This window comes from Pseudomonas putida, from assembly GCF_005080685.1.
GTDB classification, from domain to species: Bacteria; Pseudomonadota; Gammaproteobacteria; order Pseudomonadales; family Pseudomonadaceae; genus Aquipseudomonas; species Aquipseudomonas putida_V.
On record NZ_CP039371.1, the window covers coordinates 5,490,090 to 5,509,819 of the forward strand.

Annotated in this window: 18 protein-coding genes and 2 pseudogenes; 1 reads left to right on the forward strand and 19 read right to left on the reverse strand. The window is 63.6% G+C overall.

Annotated elements, in window-relative coordinates; all coding sequences use genetic code 11:
• Positions 1 to 59 precede the first annotated feature (59 nt).
• A complete protein-coding gene (locus tag E6B08_RS25580) occupies positions 60 to 2,615 on the forward strand; it encodes a sulfite reductase flavoprotein subunit alpha (RefSeq protein WP_136916521.1) in 2,556 nt (851 codons plus the stop codon).
• A gap of 111 nt (positions 2,616 to 2,726) precedes the next feature.
• On the opposite strand, the gene E6B08_RS25585 is transcribed toward E6B08_RS25580, so the two are convergent.
• The 19 genes and pseudogenes from E6B08_RS25585 to iscR form a co-directional block, all read right to left on the reverse strand.
• Positions 2,727 to 3,518 (reverse strand): amidohydrolase, encoded by a 792-nt coding sequence (locus tag E6B08_RS25585; protein WP_136916522.1) that lies wholly within the window; start codon positions 3,516 to 3,518, stop codon positions 2,727 to 2,729.
• The gene (locus E6B08_RS25590; RefSeq protein ID WP_136916523.1) at positions 3,506 to 4,654 is read right to left on the reverse strand and encodes a pyridoxal phosphate-dependent aminotransferase; all 1,149 of its coding nucleotides are present in this window, start codon (positions 4,652 to 4,654) and stop codon (positions 3,506 to 3,508) included. The genes E6B08_RS25585 and E6B08_RS25590 overlap by 13 nt, the downstream gene beginning before the upstream one ends.
• A 149-nt stretch (positions 4,655 to 4,803) precedes the next feature.
• Positions 4,804 to 6,267 carry a ribosome biogenesis GTPase Der gene (der, locus tag E6B08_RS25595; protein ID WP_136916524.1) on the reverse strand — a complete coding sequence of 488 codons (1,464 nt, stop codon included), beginning with the start codon at positions 6,265 to 6,267 and terminating at the stop codon, positions 4,804 to 4,806.
• Positions 6,268 to 6,384: 117 nt separating this feature from the next.
• Positions 6,385 to 7,527, reverse strand: a complete 1,143-nt coding sequence (gene bamB / locus E6B08_RS25600) for an outer membrane protein assembly factor BamB (RefSeq protein WP_136916525.1) — start codon at positions 7,525 to 7,527, stop codon at positions 6,385 to 6,387.
• 1 nt (position 7,528) lies between these two features.
• Positions 7,529 to 8,170 (reverse strand): tetratricopeptide repeat protein, encoded by a 642-nt coding sequence (locus tag E6B08_RS25605; RefSeq protein ID WP_136916526.1) that lies wholly within the window; start codon positions 8,168 to 8,170, stop codon positions 7,529 to 7,531.
• A 39-nt stretch (positions 8,171 to 8,209) separates the two neighbouring features.
• The gene (gene hisS / locus E6B08_RS25610; protein WP_136916527.1) at positions 8,210 to 9,499 is read right to left on the reverse strand and encodes a histidine--tRNA ligase; all 1,290 of its coding nucleotides are present in this window, start codon (positions 9,497 to 9,499) and stop codon (positions 8,210 to 8,212) included.
• Between the two features lie 24 nt (positions 9,500 to 9,523).
• Positions 9,524 to 10,632 (reverse strand): annotated as a pseudogene (ispG, locus tag E6B08_RS25615) (flavodoxin-dependent (E)-4-hydroxy-3-methylbut-2-enyl-diphosphate synthase).
• 3 nt (positions 10,633 to 10,635) lie between these two features.
• Positions 10,636 to 11,666 (reverse strand): annotated as a pseudogene (locus E6B08_RS25620) (RodZ domain-containing protein).
• Positions 11,663 to 12,424: a type IV pilus biogenesis/stability protein PilW gene (gene pilW / locus E6B08_RS25625; RefSeq protein WP_136916529.1), complete on the reverse strand. Its 762-nt coding sequence runs from the start codon at positions 12,422 to 12,424 to the stop codon at positions 11,663 to 11,665. Before pilW ends, E6B08_RS25620 begins: the two are co-directional and overlap by 4 nt.
• A 13-nt stretch (positions 12,425 to 12,437) precedes the next feature.
• The gene (gene rlmN / locus E6B08_RS25630) at positions 12,438 to 13,583 is read right to left on the reverse strand and encodes a 23S rRNA (adenine(2503)-C(2))-methyltransferase RlmN (protein ID WP_136916530.1); all 1,146 of its coding nucleotides are present in this window, start codon (positions 13,581 to 13,583) and stop codon (positions 12,438 to 12,440) included.
• A 24-nt stretch (positions 13,584 to 13,607) separates the two neighbouring features.
• A complete protein-coding gene (ndk, locus tag E6B08_RS25635; protein WP_013971021.1) occupies positions 13,608 to 14,039 on the reverse strand; it encodes a nucleoside-diphosphate kinase in 432 nt (143 codons plus the stop codon).
• 89 nt (positions 14,040 to 14,128) lie between these two features.
• The gene (iscX, locus tag E6B08_RS25640; RefSeq protein ID WP_136916531.1) at positions 14,129 to 14,329 is read right to left on the reverse strand and encodes a Fe-S cluster assembly protein IscX; all 201 of its coding nucleotides are present in this window, start codon (positions 14,327 to 14,329) and stop codon (positions 14,129 to 14,131) included.
• Positions 14,330 to 14,340: 11 nt separating this feature from the next.
• Positions 14,341 to 14,682: an ISC system 2Fe-2S type ferredoxin gene (fdx, locus tag E6B08_RS25645; RefSeq protein WP_136916532.1), complete on the reverse strand. Its 342-nt coding sequence runs from the start codon at positions 14,680 to 14,682 to the stop codon at positions 14,341 to 14,343.
• A 3-nt stretch (positions 14,683 to 14,685) separates the two neighbouring features.
• Positions 14,686 to 16,548 carry a Fe-S protein assembly chaperone HscA gene (gene hscA / locus E6B08_RS25650; RefSeq protein WP_136916533.1) on the reverse strand — a complete coding sequence of 621 codons (1,863 nt, stop codon included), beginning with the start codon at positions 16,546 to 16,548 and terminating at the stop codon, positions 14,686 to 14,688.
• Between the two features lie 42 nt (positions 16,549 to 16,590).
• Entirely contained in the window at positions 16,591 to 17,112 is a 522-nt protein-coding gene (hscB, locus tag E6B08_RS25655) for a co-chaperone HscB (RefSeq protein WP_136916534.1), read from the reverse strand.
• An 8-nt stretch (positions 17,113 to 17,120) separates the two neighbouring features.
• The gene (gene iscA / locus E6B08_RS25660; protein ID WP_136916535.1) at positions 17,121 to 17,444 is read right to left on the reverse strand and encodes an iron-sulfur cluster assembly protein IscA; all 324 of its coding nucleotides are present in this window, start codon (positions 17,442 to 17,444) and stop codon (positions 17,121 to 17,123) included.
• A gap of 35 nt (positions 17,445 to 17,479) precedes the next feature.
• Complete coding sequence (iscU, locus tag E6B08_RS25665; RefSeq protein ID WP_002552476.1) at positions 17,480 to 17,866, reverse strand: Fe-S cluster assembly scaffold IscU; 387 nt, start codon at positions 17,864 to 17,866, stop codon at positions 17,480 to 17,482.
• Between the two features lie 46 nt (positions 17,867 to 17,912).
• Positions 17,913 to 19,127 carry an IscS subfamily cysteine desulfurase gene (locus E6B08_RS25670; RefSeq protein WP_136916536.1) on the reverse strand — a complete coding sequence of 405 codons (1,215 nt, stop codon included), beginning with the start codon at positions 19,125 to 19,127 and terminating at the stop codon, positions 17,913 to 17,915.
• A gap of 53 nt (positions 19,128 to 19,180) precedes the next feature.
• Positions 19,181 to 19,672 (reverse strand): Fe-S cluster assembly transcriptional regulator IscR, encoded by a 492-nt coding sequence (gene iscR / locus E6B08_RS25675; RefSeq protein WP_136916537.1) that lies wholly within the window; start codon positions 19,670 to 19,672, stop codon positions 19,181 to 19,183.
• Positions 19,673 to 19,730 lie beyond the last annotated feature (58 nt).

Here is a 19,730-nt window from a genome sequence, read left to right on the forward strand (position 1 = left end):
TGCGTATCAAGGCATAATGCACGCCGCGCAGTACGTGGCAGCAATACAAGGTGATCGATGTGCTGAAAAAGACGCTGTTCCAGTTGCACTGGTTCTTTGGCATCACCGCCGGCCTGGTGCTGGCCTTGATGGGCATCACCGGGGCGCTCTATTCATTCCAGGAGGAGCTGCTGCGCGCCTTCAACGCCGACGTGCTCAAGGTCGAGGTACGCCCCGAGGGTGTACTGCCGCCAGCCGAACTGGTACGCCGGGTCGAGGCCGAACAGGGCGACAAGGTGTCGATGCTGTGGGTAGATACACGCGAAGGCAACGCCGCCCGGATCTTCTTCACCCCGCCTCCGGGCGAGCGCCGTGGCGAGCTGCGCTATGCCGACCCCTATACCGGCGAACTCAAGGGCGAGGCCTCGGGGCAAGGCTTTTTCAACCTGATGCTGCAGCTGCACCGCTTCCTGGCCATGGGCGACACCGGTCGGCAGATCACCGGTGCCTGCACCCTGATGCTGGTGTTCTTCTGCTTGTCCGGCCTGTACCTGCGCTGGCCGCGCAAGGCCCTGACCTGGCGTACCTGGCTGACCTTCGACTGGGCCAAGAAAGGCCGCGCCTTCAACTGGGACCTGCACGCAGTGGCCGGTACCTGGTGCCTGTTGTTCTATCTTCTGTTCGCCCTGACAGGGCTGTTCTGGTCCTACGAATGGTATCGCGAGGGCCTCAACCGGCTGTTGGCCGATCAACCGCCAGCAGGCGAGCAGCACAAGCGCGGCGAAGGCCGAGGCCGTCACGGGCCACAGAAAGTAGACAAGAACGCACCGCCGCTGGTGGTCGACTACGACGCCATCTGGGCCAGCCTCCAGCAATCGGCAGGGCCGAACCTGACCACCTACAACCTGCGCCTGCCGCCAGTGGGTGGCCAGACGGCCAACCTGTTCTACCTGCAGGACAACGCCGCGCACCCGCGGGCATTCAATACCTTGGTGATCGACCCGGCCACAGGCCAGGTCAAGCGCGAGGAGCGCTACGCCGACAAGTCGTTCAAGGCACAGTTGCTGCAAAGCGTCTACGCTCTGCATGTGGGTGAGTACTTCGGCCTGCCCGGGCGGATCATCGTTACCATCGCCAGCCTGACCATGCCGCTGTTCTTCGTCACCGGCTGGCTGCTCTACCTCGACCGTCGGCGCAAGAAGCGCCAGGTCCGCGCAGCCCGTGGCAGCGTCGGCAATGTGGCGGCCAGCGGCGATAGCTGGCTGATCGGTTTCGCCAGCCAGAGCGGCTTCGCCGAGCAACTGGCCTGGCAAAGCGCCGGGCAATTGCAGGCCGCCGGCCTTCCCGTACAGGTCCGCGCCCTGGCCGAGCTCGGCGAAAACGACCTGCGCCAGGCACGCCGCGCATTGTTCGTGGTCAGTACCTTCGGCGACGGCGAGGCGCCCGACAGCGCCCGCGGCTTCGAACGCAAGGTACTGGGCCAGCCCTGGGCACTGAACGATCTCAGCTATGCCCTGCTCGCCCTGGGTGATCGCCAGTATCCGCATTTCTGCGGCTTTGCCCGGCGCTTGCAGGCCTGGCTTGGCGAACGCGGCGCCAGCTCGGCGTTCAGCCCGGTGGAAGTGGACAACGCCGACCAGGCCGCCCTGCAGCAATGGCAGCAAGAACTTGCGCAGTTGACCGGCGCACAGCCGGTATCGGCCTGGCAGCCGCCAAGCTTTGCTAACTGGAGCCTGGTGCGCCGCGAGTTGCTCAACCCAGGCAGCCAGGGCCAACCGGTGTACCTGCTGGGCTTGCTGCCCGAGCAGCCAGCCAGCTGGGAAGCCGGCGACCTGGTAGAGATCCTGCCGCTCAATGGCCAACCGCGCATCGCTGCCTTCCTCGCCGGCATGGCGCTGGACGCCAACGCCCCGGTGCAGGTCGACGGTATCGAGGAAACCCTCGGCCAGGCCCTGGCCGGACGTCAATTGCCAAGCCGTCGCGATCACCTCATCGGCCTGCACGCGCAAGCCTTGGTCGATGCACTCGTGCCGATCGGCAGCCGCGAATACTCGATCGCCTCGATCGCCAGCGATGGCGCCCTGGAACTGATCGTACGCCAGGAACGCCATGCCGATGGTCAGCTGGGGCTTGGGTCGGGCTGGCTCACCGAGTACCTGCCCCTGGATGGCACCCTGAGCCTACGCCTGCGCCGCAACAGCGGCTTCCACCTGCCGGAGAGCTCGGCGCCGATGATCTTGATCGGCAACGGCACGGGCCTGGCCGGCCTGCGCAGCCTGATACGCGCGCGGATCAACAGCGGCGAGCAACGCAACTGGCTGTTGTTTGGCGAGCGCAACCGCGCCCATGACCTGTTGTGTGGCGATGAACTGCAAGGTTGGTTGGCAAGCGGTGACCTGGCGCGCCTGGACCTGGCGTTCTCACGGGACCAGGCCGAGAAGATCTATGTGCAGGATGTGCTGCTCGAGCACGCCGACGAGTTCAAGCGCTGGGTCGCCGAGGGAGCTTGCGTGTACGTCTGTGGCAGCCTGCAAGGCATGGCCGCGGGGGTGGATGCAGCGCTTCATGGCATGCTCGGTGAAGCTGCGGTACAGCAGCTGATCGAGGATGGGCGGTATCGGCGGGATGTATATTGAGCGGAAGCTGATGTAGCCAGCACCGGCCTCTTCGCGGGGCAAGCCCGCTCCTACAGGGACCTCACTGGACCTGTAGGAGCGGGCTTGCCCCGCGAAGAGGCCGGTGATGTTTCAGTGCAACTCGAAGGTATCGGCATCCAGATTGGCCGGGAACCGGGTCCGATAGCTGGCCAGGTCCGCCGAGCTCAGCACCGCTGTGAACACCCCATCCGCCTCGCCTGCGCTCAGCAGGCTCTCGCCCTGGAAGTCCAGTACCTGGCTGTCGCCGGAATAGGCGAAGCCCTTGCCATCGGTGCCCACCCGGTTCACCGCGGCGACATAGCACAGGTTCTCGATGCCCCGCGCCGGCAACAGCCGGTTCCAGTGCTGACGGCGCGCTGCCGGCCAGTTGGCGGTGTACAGCAGCAGGTCGGTGTCCTGTGCGTCACGGCTCCACACCGGGAAGCGCAGGTCGTAGCAGATCAACGGACGCACGCGCCAACCCTTGACCTCGAACTGCACCTGCCGCTCGCCTGGGGTGTAGTGCTTGTGCTCGCCGGCCATGCGGAACAGGTGACGCTTGTCGTAAAACAGGATTTCGCCATCCGGGCGTGCCCACAACAGGCGATTACGATGGCTGCCGTCCGCGGCCTGGACGATCAGGCTGCCGGTGATCACCGCGCCGATCTTCGCTGCCTGGGCCTTCAGCCACTTGTAGGTCGGACCATTCTCAGGCTCCGCCAGGCGCTCGGACTCCATGGAGAAACCCGTCGTGAACATCTCGGGGAGAATCACCAGGTCGGCGTCACCGACCTGCTCCAGCAGCACCTCGAAGTGCGCGTAGTTGGCCTCGCGGTCATGCCACGCCAGGGTGGTCTGCACCAGGGCGATTTTCAGGTTGGGCAGTTGGCTCAGATCGCGCATAGTTTTTCCGCCGCCTGACGCAGCGTCTCCTCTCGTTTGGCAAAGCACAGGCGCACCAGGCGTTGCTCGGGGATGGGTTGCTGGTAGAACACCGACACTGGAATGGTCGCCACGCCGTGCTCACGCGTGAGCCACAGGGCCATGTCGACGTCGTTCAGGTCCGGGCGGATCTGCGAGTAATCCACCAGCTGGAAGTATGTACCCGCCGTGCGGGTAAAGCGCAGACGCGAATCTTCGAGCAGGTCGCAGAACAGGTCGCGCTTGGCCTGATAGAAGCTCGGCAATTCATCGATATGCTGCGGATGCTCGGCCATGAAATCGGCCAGCGCGCACTGCAGCGGCGTGACACCGCAGAAGTTGACGTACTGGTGCACCTTGCGCAGCTCGGCGCTGAGGGCCACTGGCGCGATGACATAGCCAGTCTTCCAGCCAGTCACGTGGTAGGTCTTGCCGAACGAGCTGACCACGAAGGCGCGGGCATACAGCTCGGCGTGGGCCAGCACACTGGCGTGGCGCACGCCGTCGTACACCAAGTGTTCGTAGACCTCGTCGCTGACCAGGTAGATATCGCGATCGGCAATGAGCCGCGCGAGCTGGTCGAGGTCCTCGCGAGTGATCAGCGCCCCGCTTGGATTGTGCGGCGAGTTGAGGATGACCATGCGCGTGCGCGGACTGAGCGCATCGCTGAACGCCTGCCAGTCGATGCGAAAATCACCATCGCTCAATTGCACATGCACGCAGCGTCCGCCAGCCAGGGTCACCGAAGGCTCGTAGCTGTCGTAGCAAGGGTCGAAGACGATCACTTCGTCACCCGCCTGGATCACCGCCTGGATGGCACAGAAGATCGCTTCGGTGGCGCCTGGGGTGATGGTCACTTCCTGGTCGGCGTCGACCTTGGCGCCATACAAACGCTCGACCTTGGCCGCCACTTGCTGACGCAGGGCCGGCAGGCCGGTCATTGGCGCGTACTGGTTATGCCCCGCGGCCACGTGGCGGCCCACTGCATCGAGCAATGCCTGCGGACCATTGAAGTCGGGAAAGCCTTGGGAAAGGTTGAGCGCGCCGGTTTGCGCGGCGAGCTGGGACATGGTGGTGAAGATGGTCGTGCCGACATTCGGCAGTTTGCTGCGGATCATGGAGCCCTCTTTCCTGGGGTGTATCCGGCACGGGGTGGAGTCCGAGCATAGCGGATCGAGCAGTCAGGAAAAAGGTTGAAACAATAGGGAGATTGCGTTGCAGCGAAGCGCCTCCACGCGGGCAAGCCCGCGAGGAGGTGGACACGGAATCAGCGCTTGTCGCGGCGCTTCTTCTCGGCCTTCTTGTGGTGCGACATCAGGCGACGCTTCTTGTTGACCTGGCGATCGGTGAGGGTGTTCTTCTTGCCCTCGAACGGGTTCTCACCGCCCTTGTACTCGATACGGATCGGCGTACCGACCAGTTTCAGCACGCGGCGATAGGTGTTTTCCAGGTAACGCGAGTACGACTTCGGAATCTTGTCGGTCTGGTTGCCGTGGATCACGATCAGCGGCGGGTTGGCACCGCCCAGGTGGGCATAGCGCAACTTGATGCGACGGCCATTGACCAGCGGCGGCTGGTGCTCGCTGACTGCATCCTCGAGGATCTGCGTCAGGCGGCTGGTCGGCCAGCGGGTGACCGCCGACTTGAACGCGGCCTGCACCGACTTGTACAGGTGGCCGACACCGGTGCCATGCAGCGCCGAGATGAAGTGGATGTCGGCGAAGTCGACGAAGAACAACCGGCGCTCGAGTTCGGTCTTGACGTAGTCGCGCTCGCCCGGCTCCATGCCGTCCCACTTGTTCAGCGCGATGACGATGGCACGACCGGCCTCGAGAGCGAAGCCCAGCAGGTTGAGGTCGTGGTCGACCACGCCTTCCCGGGCGTCCATGACGAAGATCACCACGTTGGCGTCCTTGATCGCCTGGAGGGTCTTCACCACCGAGAACTTCTCGACTTCCTCGTGGATCTTGCCGCGCTTGCGCACACCTGCGGTGTCGATGAAGGTGTACTTCTCGCCATCGCGCTCGAACGGGATGTAGATACTGTCGCGGGTAGTACCCGGCTGGTCGTACACCACCACGCGCTCTTCGCCGAGCATGCGGTTGACCAGGGTCGACTTGCCCACGTTAGGGCGGCCGATGATGGCGATCTTGATGCCATCCTTCTCGCTCGGGCCTGGAATGCGCGTCGCTTCCTCGCCTTCGGCGACTTCTTCGTCGAGCGCTTCTTCCTCGGCGTCACGCGGGACGTGGCCGAGCACGGCTTCCATCAGGGCGTTGATGCCACGGCCTTGGGAGCCGGCCACCGGAATGGCGTTGCCCATGCCCAACGGCGAGAACTCGGCGCGGGCGACGTCGGCGTCGATGTTGTCGATCTTGTTGGCGACCAGGATCGCCTCTTTGTTGCGCTTGCGCAGGTGCTCGGCAATCATCTGGTCGGCGGCGGTCATGCCGGCGCGGGCGTCGACCAGGAACAAGACATAGTCGGCTTCCTCGATGGCCATGAGCGACTGCTCGGCCATCTTTTCGTCCATGCCCACTTCATCACCGGTGATACCACCGGTGTCGATGAGGATGTAGGAACGACCCTGCCAGGAGGCATCGCCGTACTGGCGGTCACGGGTCAGGCCCGACAGGTCACCGACGATGGCATCGCGGGTTTTGGTCAGGCGGTTGAACATGGTGGATTTGCCGACGTTCGGCCGTCCCACCAGGGCGATTACGGGAACCATGCGGCTCTCCACTCTTGAATTCTAGAAAATGCAAAGGCCGCTGCAAGGCAGCGGCCGGAGTTCGGGCGGCGTGTCCTACGCCGCAGCCTGAAGCCCATCAAGGCTTCAAGCATAGCTTCAGCGGATGGTCAGTGCCTCGAGCTTGCCGCTGTTGCCGAAGACATAGATGGTGTCGCCGACCACCAGGGGGCGGGCGCGCAGGCCATCGCTGTCGATACGCTCACGGCCGACGAAGCGACCATCGACCTGGCTGAGCAGGTGCAGGTAGCCCTCGAAGTCACCCACTGCCACGTAGCTGGAGAACACCTCGGGGGCGGTCAGCTGGCGACGGGCCATCGAATCGTTGGTCCACAGGGCGGAGCTGGAACGCTCGTCGACGCCTTCGACGCTACCGCTGGCTTCACTGACGTAGACGTTACCGAAGCCCTGGGCGACACCCACGTAGCTGGAGGCATCACGCTGCCACAGCACACGGCCGCTTTCCAGGTCCAGGCCGGCGACACGACCCTGGTAGGTGCTGACGTACAACGTGCCACCGGACAGCAGCAGGCCGCCGTCGATGTCGACCACACGGTCCAGCTCGGAGCGACCCTGCGGGATGGCCACGCGGCTTTCCCAGACTGGCACGCCGTTGTTGATGTCGACAGCCACCACCTTGCCGGTGGACAGGCCGGCGACAGCCATGCGGTTGGTGACGATCGGCGCACCGGTACCACGCAGGGTCAGTACGGCCGGGGTGTTCTCGTAGATCCAGCGGCGGTCGCCGGTAGCGGCATCGAGGCCGATCAGGCGGTCGTCCTGGGTCTGCACCACCACCACGTCACCGTTGTTGGCAGGCGGAGCCAGCACTTCGCTGGTCACGCGGGAACGCCAGCGCTCCTCGCCGGTGCTGGAATCCAGGGCGATGACCTCGCCCTTGAGGGTACCCAGCATGACCAGGCCGTAGCCTACGCCGACAGCGCCGGAAACCGGCAGGTCCAGGTCCTTGTTCCAGACCACCTTGCCGGTGACGCGGTCGAGGGCGTAGACATCGCCGTTGACGTCGGAGGCGTAGATGCGGTCGTTCTCGATAGCCGGAACCAGGGTATTGTACGTCTCACCCTGGCCGTCACCGATCGAACGGCTCCACTGTTTCTTCAGCACCACTTCCTCAGTGAACTTGGTCAGCTCGGCCGGAGGCAGTTCCTTCTTGCTGTTGCTGCTGCAACCTGCGGCCAATACGGCCAGGGTCAGCACTGCTGCTTGTTTCCAACCGATCACGTCACGCGTCCCCTTTGGCCAGGTCGTCCAGCTTCAGTTGCAGGCCACCGACCGCGGCGTCATCCGACAGCGCAGCCTTGGCTTTTTCATATGCGGTGTGAGCATCGTCGGCGCGACCCAGCTGTACCAGCAGGTCACCCTTCAATTCCTCGCGGCTGGCCAGGAAGGCCTTGTCGGTGTCGCCATCGAGCAGCTTGAGCGCATCGGCGGCTTTGTCCTGCGCGGCCAGTACACGAGCCAGGCGCTGACGTGAGATTTCGCCCAGCGTCACGTCGGCCGGCTTGTCCAGCACGCCCTTGAGTTCGGCGGCAGCGTCGTCGAGCTTGCCGCTCTCTACCGCGACCTTGGCCACGAACAGGCTGCCGTACTGGGCGTAGGCGGTACCACCGAACTCGCTCTTGAGCTTGCCTGCCAGTTCCGCGACCTTGGTCGCGTCAGGCTGGCCGCTTGGCGTCAGGCTGGTCTCCAGCAGGGCCTGGTACAACTGCGAGGCACCTTGCGACTGGTTGTTCTGGTACTTGTGCCAGGTATTCCAGCCCAGCACCACCACACCTGCCAGCAGCGCGCCGGTCAGCAGCGGCTTGCCGTTGCGGTTCCACCAGTCCTTGACCCCTGCCAGATCATCATCATCGGTACTCGACACCCCAATACTCCTTTTCGCCTATTCGCTTGTTGAACCGCGTTACGCTTGAGCGATCGCGGTTTCCAGGTGCTCAGCCAGAGCATCCCAGGCAATGTTCTGTTGTTCGCCCTGGCCACGCAGGGGCTTCAGGCCGATCTCTTGCTTGGCCAGTTCGTCGTCACCGAGGATCAGGGCGAACAGCGCCCCGCTCTTGTCGGCCTTCTTGAACTGGCTCTTGAAGCTGCCACCGCCGGCATTGACCGCCAGGCGCAGGCCCGGCAGACGGTCACGCAGGCTTTCGGACAGACGCAGGCCGGCAAGCTCGGCCTGCTCGCCGAAGGCGCACAGGTAGACGTCGATCTGGCGGTTGATCGACTCGGGCACCTTGCCCAAGGTTTCCAGCAGCAGGATCAGGCGCTCGATACCCATGGCGAAACCCACGCCCGGGGTCGGCTTGCCACCCATCTGCTCGACCAGGCCGTCATAGCGGCCACCGGCGCAGACGGTGCCCTGGGCACCAAGCTTGTCGGTGACCCACTCGAACACGGTCTTGCTGTAGTAATCCAGGCCGCGCACCAGCTTGGTGTTGATCACGAACGGAATCCCGGCGGCGTCCAGGCGGGCCTTGAGGCCGGCGAAGTGCACACGCGAATCTTCGTCCAAATAGTCTTCGAGCTTCGGCGCGCCGACCAGCACCGCCTGGGTGCCCTGATCCTTGCTGTCGAGGATGCGCAGCGGATTGCTCTTGAGGCGGCGCTGGCTGTCTTCGTCGAGCTGCTCGAGGCGCGCCGAGAGAAACTCGACCAGCGCGTCACGGTAGCGTGCCCGGGCTTCGCTGGTGCCCAGGCTGTTGAGCTCGAGCTTGACCGCGTCCTGGATGCCCAGCAGGCCCCAAAGGCGCCAGGTGAGCATGATCAGTTCGGCGTCGATGTCCGGCCCGTCGAGGTTGAACACTTCGACGCCAATCTGGTGGAACTGGCGGTAGCGGCCTTTCTGCGGACGCTCGTGGCGGAACATCTGGCCGATGTACCACAGCTTCTGCACCTGGCCGTTGCCGGTGATGCCGTGCTCGAGCACAGCGCGCACGCAGGCGGCAGTGCCTTCGGGACGCAGGGTCAGCGAATCGCCGTTGCGGTCCTCGAAGGTGTACATCTCTTTTTCAACGATGTCGGTGACTTCACCGATCGAACGCTTGAACAGCTCGGTGAACTCGACGATCGGGGTACGGATCTGGCTATACCCGTAGGTGTCCAGCAGGCCGGCCACGGTGCTTTCGAAATAGCGCCACAGGGGTGACTGCTCGGGCAGGATGTCGTTCATGCCACGGATGGCTTGCAGCGATTTGCTCACGAAATGTCCTTACGAATCTGTGTGTCAGCCACGGGCGATCAGCGCCGCGTCGGCATCGGCCTTTTCGGCCGCTTTCTGGCGGATGAGCTTTTCCAGCTCATCGACCAGGTTGTCATTGGTCAGCTTCTGCGCCGGCTTGCCGTCGATGTAGACCAGGTTCGGCGTACCGCCGGTCAGCCCCACGTGGGACTCCTTGGCTTCACCGGGGCCGTTGACCACGCAGCCGATCACCGCCACGTCCAGCGGTACGAGCAGGTCTTCCAGGCGCCCTTCCAGCTCGTTCATGGTCTTGACCACATCGAAGTTCTGCCGCGAGCAGCTCGGGCAGGCGATGAAGTTGATGCCACGCGAGCGCAGGTGCAGCGACTTGAGGATGTCGTAGCCGACCTTCACTTCCTCGACCGGGTCGGCGGCCAGGGAGATGCGGATGGTATCGCCAATCCCCTCGGCCAGCAGCATACCCAGGCCAACGGCGGATTTCACCGTTCCGGAACGCAGGCCACCGGCCTCGGTGATGCCCAGGTGCAGGGGCTGGACGATCTGCTTGGCCAGCAGGCGGTAGGCCTCGACGGCCATGAACACGTCGGAGGCCTTGACGCTGACCTTGAAGTCCTGGAAATCCAGGCGGTCGAGGTGCTCGACATGGCGCAGGGCCGACTCGACCAGCGCTGCCGGGGTCGGTTCGCCGTACTTCTTCTGCAGGTCCTTTTCCAGGGAGCCGGCGTTGACGCCGATACGGATCGGGATGCCACGGTCGCGGGCGGCATCGACCACCGCACGAACGCGGTCTTCACGGCCGATGTTGCCCGGGTTGATACGCAGGCAGTCGACGCCCAGTTCGGCCACGCGCAGGGCGATCTTGTAGTCAAAGTGGATGTCGGCGACCAACGGTACGCTGACCTGCTGCTTGATGCGGCCGAAGGCTTCGGCGGCATCCATGTCCGGTACCGAGACACGCACGATGTCGACGCCAGCGTCGACCAGGCGCTGGATCTGCCCCACGGTGGCGGCCACGTCGTTGGTGTCGGTGTTGGTCATGCTCTGCACCGCGATGGGGCATCGCCACCCACCGGCACATTGCCGACCCAGATTTTGCGGGATTCGCGACGTTTGATCGGAGATTCGCCGTGCATGACTTACTGTCCCAACTTCAGGCGAGCGGTCTCGCCACTGGTGAACGGGGCGACATCGACGGCTTGGCCGTTGTAGCTGACCTGGGCGCCGCGGGCGAAGCCCAGGCGCACCGCGAACGGAGGCTTGCCGGTCAGTTCCAGATTGTCGCCTTTGCGCTTGATGGCGCTGAACAGCACCTTGCCGTTGCCGTCGCTGACCTGGGTCCAGCAATCGGCGGTGAATTGGATGGCGACCTTGGCGCTGCCGGCAGGCACGGCGGCAGGTTCCGCGGCGGCAGTGGCTGGCACGCTGGCGGCGGGTGCAACGGGCGCGACGGGCGCCACAGGCGTCGTTGGCGCAGGTGCGGGGCCGCCTGCTCGACCGGAGCGGGTGCAGGTGCAGGTGCAGGTGCAGGTGCAGAGCTTGCGGTTGCCGGGTTGGCCTCGGCCGCAGGGGCGGCGGCTTCGCCAGCCTGTTCGGTACTGGTAGCCTCGAGCGGCAGCGGAGCGGCTTCAGGCTGTTGCCCCGCGGTTACCGCCTGGTCTTCGGGCTCGTCCAGCGGGTGAATCTGGGTGGTGCCGTCGGCACTCTCGACTTCGACGTGCTCCAGGGCGATCTTGGCCAGGTCCTTGCCTTTGAGGCTACCCTGGTCCTGCCACCAGACGAAACCGCCACCGACCACGGCAACCAGCAACAGCAGGCTGACGCCACGCAGGATATTGTGCGACAGGCGTACCGGTTCTTCGATGCGGCCCAGCGAGTGCACCTCGCTGCCCTTGGCATGGGTGCCGGTGAATTGGTCGAAAGCGGCGACCAGGGGCGCCTGGTCCATGTCCATCAGCTTGGCATAGGCGCGAATATAACCACGGGCGAAGGTATGCCCCGGCAACTTGTCGAAGGCGCCGGTTTCCACGTGGTTCAGCGAACTTACAGTGAGGTTCAGCTTGCGGGCCACCTCGGCTTGCGACCACTCCCGTTTCTCGCGGGCCTGGCGCAACAGCTCGCCGGGGTTCTGGCCAGTCGCTGCTGCTACTTCGGGATGCGCGGCTTTCATCGTTGCTCCGACAGGTATTGCTGATATTCCGGCGTACCGGGATAAAGTCGTTGTAGTTGCTGGCCCAGTTCGGCCTGCGTGCCCTGCTCGTCGAACACCCTGGCAAGGCGGCTGCCCAACAGGAGACTACGGGCGCCATGGTCGCTCAACTGGCTGAAACGTTCGTAGTAATCCCGGGCCGGCACATAATGCCTGTTTTCGAAGGACAACTCAGCCATTTCCAACAACGCTCTGGGTTGCCGAGGGTTGAGTTGAAGGGCCTTGGTCAGATAAGCATGTGCCTGGTCGTGGGCATCGAGTCGCAAGGCCGTCAGGCCGAGGTTCTCGTAGACCCGCGAACGTTCAGGATACAGGGTATCGGCACTGGCCAGGCGAAACATCTGCTCAGCTTCGGGGAAACGTTGCTGAGCATATAGGAAACTGCCGTAGTTGTTGCGAATTCGCGTGTCACCGGAGCGCGCCGCCAGGGCCTTGCGAAAATGCATTTCGGCCAGCGCCGGCTCTGCTTCGGCGGCGAACACCAGGGCCAATGCGGCATGGGCGTCGGCGTCACGGGGTTCGAGAGCGAGCGCCTTGGCCAGTGGTGCCTTGGCCTGCTCGGTCAAACCTTGTTGCAAATAGCCCAGGCCCAACTGCACATAAGCCCGCCCCGCCTCGGCCCGCCCCTGACTGCTGGCCAGGGGATGATGCGCGCCACCCGACACACAGCCGGCGAGCAGCGAAAGCGCAAGGATCGACAGCGCGGCGCGCAGGCTCATGACGGGCCCGAACTCAGTGGCGCACGGCGCTGTCTGGAAGCTCAGCGTCGGCGGACAACTGGCGCACGGCGATGTAGCGCTCGCTGCGGCGGGTACGATCGTTGACCTGGCCGACCAGCTGGCCACAGGCGGCGTCGATGTCGTCGCCACGAGTGGTGCGGGTGGTCACGTTGAAACCGCCATGGTGCAGCAGGTCCTGGAAGCGACGGATCGCGTTGTTGCTCGGCCGCTCATAGCCCGAATGCGGGAACGGGTTGAACGGGATCAGGTTGATCTTGCACGGTACGTCGCGCAGCAGTTCGATCATCTGCGCAGCATGCTCGGGCTGGTCGTTGACGTCCTTGAGCAGGGTGTACTCGATGGTAAGCACGCGCTTGCCACCCAGGGTCGACATGTAGCCCATGCACGACTCCAGCAGCATCTTCAGCGGGTACTTCTTGTTGATCGGCACCAGCTGGTTACGCAGTTCGTCGTTGGGCGCATGCAGCGACAGGGCCAGGGACACGTCGATGTGCTTGGCCAGTTCGTCGATCATCGGCACCACGCCCGAAGTGGACAAGGTGACGCGACGCTTGGAAATGCCATAGCCCAGATCTTCCATCATGATCTTCATGGCGGCGATGACATTGTCGAAATTCAGCAGGGGTTCGCCCATGCCCATCATGACCACGTTGGTGATGGCGCGGTCGATCTTGGCCGGAACGGTCCCGAAGGATTTGTTCGCAAGCCACACCTGGCCGATGACTTCGGCGGCGGTGAGGTTGCTGTTGAAGCCTTGCTTGCCGGTGGAGCAGAAACTGCAATCCAGGGCGCAGCCGGCTTGCGACGATACGCACAGGGTGCCGCGATCGTCGGTAGGGATGTAGACGGTTTCGACGCAACTGCCAGAGGCAACGCGGACCACCCACTTACGGGTACCGTCGGCGGAAATGTCTTCACTGACCACTTCCGGGCCCCGAATCTCGGCAACGGCCTCGAGCTTTTCGCGCAAGACCTTGCCGACATTGGTCATGGCGGCGAAATCGTCGACGCCATAGTGGTGAATCCATTTCATGACCTGACCGGCACGAAAACGCTTCTCTCCGATGGACTCGAAGAATTTTTCCATTTCCTGCAGGGTCAGGCCCAACAGGTTGATCTTGCCAGTCATGTCACTCATGGAATCACCCAAGACCTGCTTCGCTTAGCGAATGCGGTCGCACAGCTCGGTAGCGGAGAAGAAGTAAGCGATTTCGCGGGCAGCCGAAGCTTCCGAGTCGGAACCGTGAACGGCGTTCTCGTCGATGGAAACGGCGAAGTCGGCGCGGATGGTGCCGGCAGCAGCTTCTTTAGGGTTGGTGGCGCCCATCAGCTCGCGGTTGGCCAGAACGGCGTTTTCGCCTTCCAGAACCTGAACGATGACCGGACCGGAAGTCATGAAGGCAACCAGGTCGCCGAAGAAGCCGCGCTCTTTGTGCTCAGCGTAGAAGCCTTCGGCTTCGGCTTTGGACAGTTGCTTCATTTTCGAAGCGACGACGCGCAGGCCGGCTTTCTCGAAGCGAGTGGTGATCTCGCCGATGACGTTCTTGGCAACGGCGTCAGGCTTGATGATGGAGAAAGTACGTTGAACAGCCATGGAAAACTCCAGAAATATGAGTGTTGCGAAAAATTAAACCCGCGAATTATACGCGGGTTCCAGGGGATTGCCTAACCTGCAGAATGCGTTCAGTCGGCTTCTTCGATCCAGGCCGCCTGGATGGCCTCGAGCACTTTCTCACCGCCGCGTGACGGATCGTCGCTGAACTCTGGCAAGGCCAGCACCCAGCGGTGCAGATCGACGAAATTCACATAACGAGGATCGACCTCAGGCTTGCTTTCCGCAAGCTGGATGGCGATCTCAAGTACATCAACCCATTTCAGACTCATGTACAAAAACCTCAGTGCGGCGCTTCGGCAGCGTGGTTGAGCGAATACTTGGGAATCTCGATGGTGACGTCCTCGTCAGCCACCACCACCTGGCAGGCCAGGCGCGATTGCGCCTCCAGGCCCCAGGCCTTGTCCAGCATATCCTCTTCCAGCTCGTCCGCTTCCTCGAGCGAGTCGAAGCCCTTGCGCACGACGCAATGGCAGGTGGTGCAGGCGCATACACCGCCACATGCGCTTTCCATCTCGATGTGATGCTCGTGGGCCAGCTCCAGGATGTTGGTCCCGGGCTCGACCTCCACGGTCAGCCCCTCGGGGCAAAACTTCTCATGCGGCAGGAAGGTTACCAGCGGCATCGATTACTCCTCGATCTCATTCAGGTTGCGCCCGGCCAGTGCGGCTTTGACCGTCGAATCAAGGCGACGGGCGGCAAAAGCATCGGTCACCTGCGACAGACGCTTGGTCTGTTGCTCGATGGCCGCGCCATCGGTGCCGCTCAGCAAATCACGCAATTCTTGCATCTGGAACCCGATGGCGATCCGCTCGTCTTCGCTGAGCAGGCGTTCGCCGTCGGCATCCAGGGCGCCCTGCACCGCTTCGAGCAGGCGCTCGGCGTCGACCTGGTGCTCGCGCAGTTGACGGGCCTGCTTGTCGGAGCCTGCGTGCTCGAAGGAGTCCTTGAGCATGCGGGCGATCTCGCCATCGGTCAGGCCGTAGGACGGCTTGACCTGGATACTGGCCTCCACGCCCGAGCCCAGCTCGCGCGCAGCGACGCTGAGCAGACCGTCGGCGTCGACCTGGAAGGTCACGCGGATCTTCGCCGCCCCAGCGACCATGGCCGGGATACCGCGCAGCTCGAAGCGCGCCAGGGAACGGCAGTCACTGATCAGCTCGCGCTCGCCCTGCAGCACGTGGATCATCATGGCCGACTGGCCATCCTTGTAGGTGGTGAATTCCTGGGCGCGCGCCACCGGAATGGTGGTGTTGCGCGGAATCACCTTCTCCATCAGCCCGCCCATGGTCTCCAGACCAAGCGACAGCGGGATGACATCGAGCAGCAGCAACTCGCCATCTTCACGGCGGTTGCCGGCCAGGGTATCGGCCTGGATGGCGGCGCCGATGGCCACCACCTGGTCGGGGTCGATCGAGGTCAGCGGGGTGCGACCAAACAGCGCGCCCACGGCCTCACGCACGCGCGGCACACGCGTCGAACCACCTACCATCACCACCGCACCGACCTCTTCGAGTTCCACGCCACTGTCGCGCACGGCGCGGCGGCAGGACTTGAGGCTGCGGGCTATCAGCGGCTCGATCATCGCTTCGAAGGCGGCGCGGCTCAGCTCGCCCTGCCAGGCGCCGTGGCTGACGCTCACCACATCGGCGTCGGTCAAGGCTTCCTTGGCAGCGCAGGCAGCCTCGAGCAGCTGGCGCTGGGTGGCTGGGTCGAGGTCGGACGACAGCCCGGCCTGTTCCATGATCCAACCGGCGATGGCCATGTCGAAGTCGTCACCGCCCAAGGCAGTGTCGCCACCGGTGGCCAGTACTTCGAACACGCCAGCGGTCAGGCGCAGAATGGAAATGTCGAACGTGCCGCCGCCCAGGTCGTAGATCGCCACCACGCCTTCGGCATTCTGATCCAGGCCATACGCCACCGCTGCGGCGGTCGGTTCGTTGAGCAGGCGCAGCACGCTCAGCCCGGCCAGACGCGCAGCGTCCTTGGTGGCCTGGCGCTGGGCGTCGTCGAAATAGGCTGGCACGGTGATGACCGCGCCCACCAGCTCGCCGCCAAGCGTCTGCTCGGCGCGCTCACGCAGCACCTTGAGGATATCCGCCGAAACTTCCACCGGGCTTTTCGGCCCCTGGACGGTATCGATGAACGGCATGTGCGACTCACCGCCGATGAATCGGTATGGCAGTTGCTCACCCAGTTGCTTGACGTCGGCCAGGCCACGCCCCATCAGGCGCTTGACCGACAGCACGGTGTTGAGCGGATCGCTGGAGGCCGCCTCGCGCGCGGCAAGGCCGACTTCACTGTGGCCGGCCAGGTAACGCACCGCCGAAGGCAGAATGACATTACCCTGCGCATCGGGCAGGGGCTCGCTGCGACCGCTGCGCACGGCAGCGACCAGGGAATTGGTGGTGCCAAGGTCGATACCCACCGCCAGGCGACGCTGGTGCGGCTGAGGGCTTTGACCGGGTTCGGCGATCTGCAGTAGGGCCATGCTTATCTGAATACCTTAGGCGTCATCACGGGCGACACCGGGTTAATCGTCGAGGCGCTCTTCCAGTTGGCGCACTTCTTGGGCGAGCTTGTCGAGGAACTGCATGCGGCGCATCAGGCGTTCGGCCTGTTCACGCTCGGCAGGCACATCCCAGCAGGCTGCGAAATCGTCGTTGAGCGTGTCCTGGGCGGCCTTGAGGCGCTTCTTGAACACGGCCACGCCGTCGAGATCGGCTTCGTCCTGCAGCTCTTCGAGCTCTTCACGCCACTGCATCTGCTGCAACAGGAAGTCAGGGTCGTGAACCGTGACTTCCTGAGGCACTTCATGGCCACCGATGGCCAGCAGATAACGGGCGCGACGCGGCGCGCTGCGCAATGTCTGGTAGGCGTCGTTGAGGGCAGCGGACGTTTCCAGCGCCACGCGCTGCTCGCGCTCGGAAGCGTCGGCAAAACGGTCCGGGTGCACCTCGCGAGCCAGCTCGCGGTAGCGAGTGGCCAGCTTATCGAGGTCCAGACAGAAGCAGGGCTGGAGGTCGAACAGAGCGAAATGACAAGGAGTACCCACAGCCAGCCTCAAACGTTGAAGCTTTCGCCGCAGCCACACTCACCGCGCACGTTGGGGTTGTTGAACTTGAAGCCTTCGTTCAACCCTTCCTTGACGAAGTCAAGCTCGGTGCCGTCGAGGTAGACGAGGCTCTTGGGATCGATGATCACCTTCACCCCGTGGTTCTCGAAGACGGTGTCTTCCTCGGCCAGTTCGTCGACGAACTCCAGCACGTAGGCCAGGCCCGAGCAACCGGTGGTGCGCACGCCCAGGCGAATACCCTCACCCTTGCCGCGCCCGTCGAGGGAACGGCGAATGTGGCTGGCGGCGGCTTCTGTCATGCTGATAGCCATCGAAACTCCTTACCTCTTACCTTGCAACGGGCGGCTTAGAGCAAGCCTTTCTTCTGCTTGTAGTCGCGCACGGCTGCCTTGATGGCATCCTCGGCGAGTACCGAGCAGTGGATCTTCACTGGCGGCAGGGCCAGTTCTTCCGCCAGCTGGGTGTTCTTGATGGTTTCGGCTTCGTCCAGGGTCTTGCCCTTCATCCACTCGGTGGCAAGGGAGCTGGAAGCGATGGCCGAACCGCAGCCGTAGGTCTTGAACTTGGCGTCTTCGATGACGCCCTGCTCGTTGACCTTGATCTGCAGACGCATCACGTCACCGCACGCTGGGGCGCCGACCATGCCGGTACCGACATCCGGGTCCTCGGCATTCATCTTGCCGACGTTGCGTGGGTTTTCGTAGTGGTCGATGACCTTTTCACTGTATGCCATGGTGCAATTCCTTCCTCATCAGGGAGCCGCTCTTGCCGGCGACTGCTTAGTGGGCGGCCCACTCGATCTTGGAGATGTCAACGCCGTCTTTGTACATATCCCACAGCGGCGACAGCTCACGCAGTTTGTTAACGGCCTCGCAGACTTTCTGCGCGGCGTAGTCGACTTCTTCCTCGCTGGTGAAACGACCGAAGGAGAAGCGGATCGAGCTGTGTGCCAGTTCGTCGTTGCGGCCCAGGGCGCGCAGCACGTAGGACGGCTCGAGGGAAGCGGAGGTGCAGGCCGAACCCGAGGATACGGCGATGTCCTTCAGCGACATCAGCAGCGACTCGCCTTCGACGTAGTTGAAGCTCAGGTTCAGGTTGTGCGGTACGCGGTGGGTACGGCTGCCGTTGACGTACAGCTCTTCGAGGTTGGAAACCTGCTCGAAGAAGCGGTCGCTCAGGGCCTTGATACGCGCGTTCTCGGCGACCATTTCCTGCTTGGCGATGGCGAAGGCTTCGCCCATGCCGACGATCTGGTGGGTCGGCAGGGTGCCCGAACGCATGCCGCGCTCATGACCACCGCCGTGAATGATGGCTTCCAGGCGAACGCGCGGCTTGCGGCTGACGTACAGCGCGCCGATGCCTTTCGGGCCGTAGACCTTGTGCGCCGAGAACGACATCAGGTCGACCTTGAGTTTCTGCAGGTCGATCTCGACCTTGCCGGCCGACTGAGCGGCGTCGACGTGGAACAGTACGCCGCGCGAACGGGTCAGCTCACCGATGGCAGCGATGTCGTTGATCGAGCCGACTTCGTTGTTGACGTGCATCAGCGAGACCAGGATGGTGTCGTCGCGCAGCACTGCCTCGACCATGGCCGGGGTGACGATGCCGTCTTCACCTGGCTCGAGGTAGGTAACTTCGAAACCTTCACGCTCGAGCTGGCGAGCGGTATCCAGGACCGCCTTGTGCTCGATCTTGGAGGTGATGATGTGCTTGCCCTTGGTCTGATAGAAGTGCGCCACGCCTTTCAGTGCGAGGTTATCGGACTCGGTGGCACCGCTGGTCCAGACGATTTCGCGCGGGTCGGCGTTGATCAGCTCGGCCACCTGGCGGCGGCCATTCTCGACCGCTTCCTCGGCCTTCCAGCCGAACACGTGGGAACGCGAGGCCGGGTTACCGAAGTTCCCGTCGACCAGCAGGCAATCGGCCATCTTCTGGGCTACGCGCGGGTCGACTGGGGTTGTCGCTGAGTAATCGAGGTAGATCGGCAACTTCATTGGGTATCTCCTATCAGGCGGTGGCGTCGCTCGTCGCTGTCATCGGATCCGGGTCAATCGACGGCGGACGTCTCAATCTTGTCCAACTGGGCGCAACGGCCTGCGACACGACGCAGGTCCTGGCGCTGGGCAACTTCCTGCACCTCACGGCGCATGACGAGGTCGGCCAGGCTGATGCCGCTGAGGAATTCGTGGATCTGCTGGCTGAGGTCGCACCACAGGTGGTGGGTCAGGCAGGTGTCACCGGCATGGCAATCCCCCAGCCCCTGGCAACGGGTGGCATCGACCGATTCGTTGACCGCATCGATGACCTGGGCGACCTGGATGGTCTCCATGCCCCGCGACAGCTGGTAACCACCGCCCGGGCCGCGCACGCTGGAGACCAGGCTGCTGCGGCGCAGCTTGGCGAACAGCTGCTCCAGATAAGAGAGGGAGATGCCCTGGCGTTCGGAAATGTCGGCCAAAGACACAGGCCCATGCTGCGCGTGCAATGCCAGGTCGAGCATGGCAGTCACGGCGTATCGGCCTTTGGTAGTCAGTCGCATGGCTAATGGGTACCACGGGAGTTACAGGATGTGAGCGAGTATGCGATTCCCGAGCATT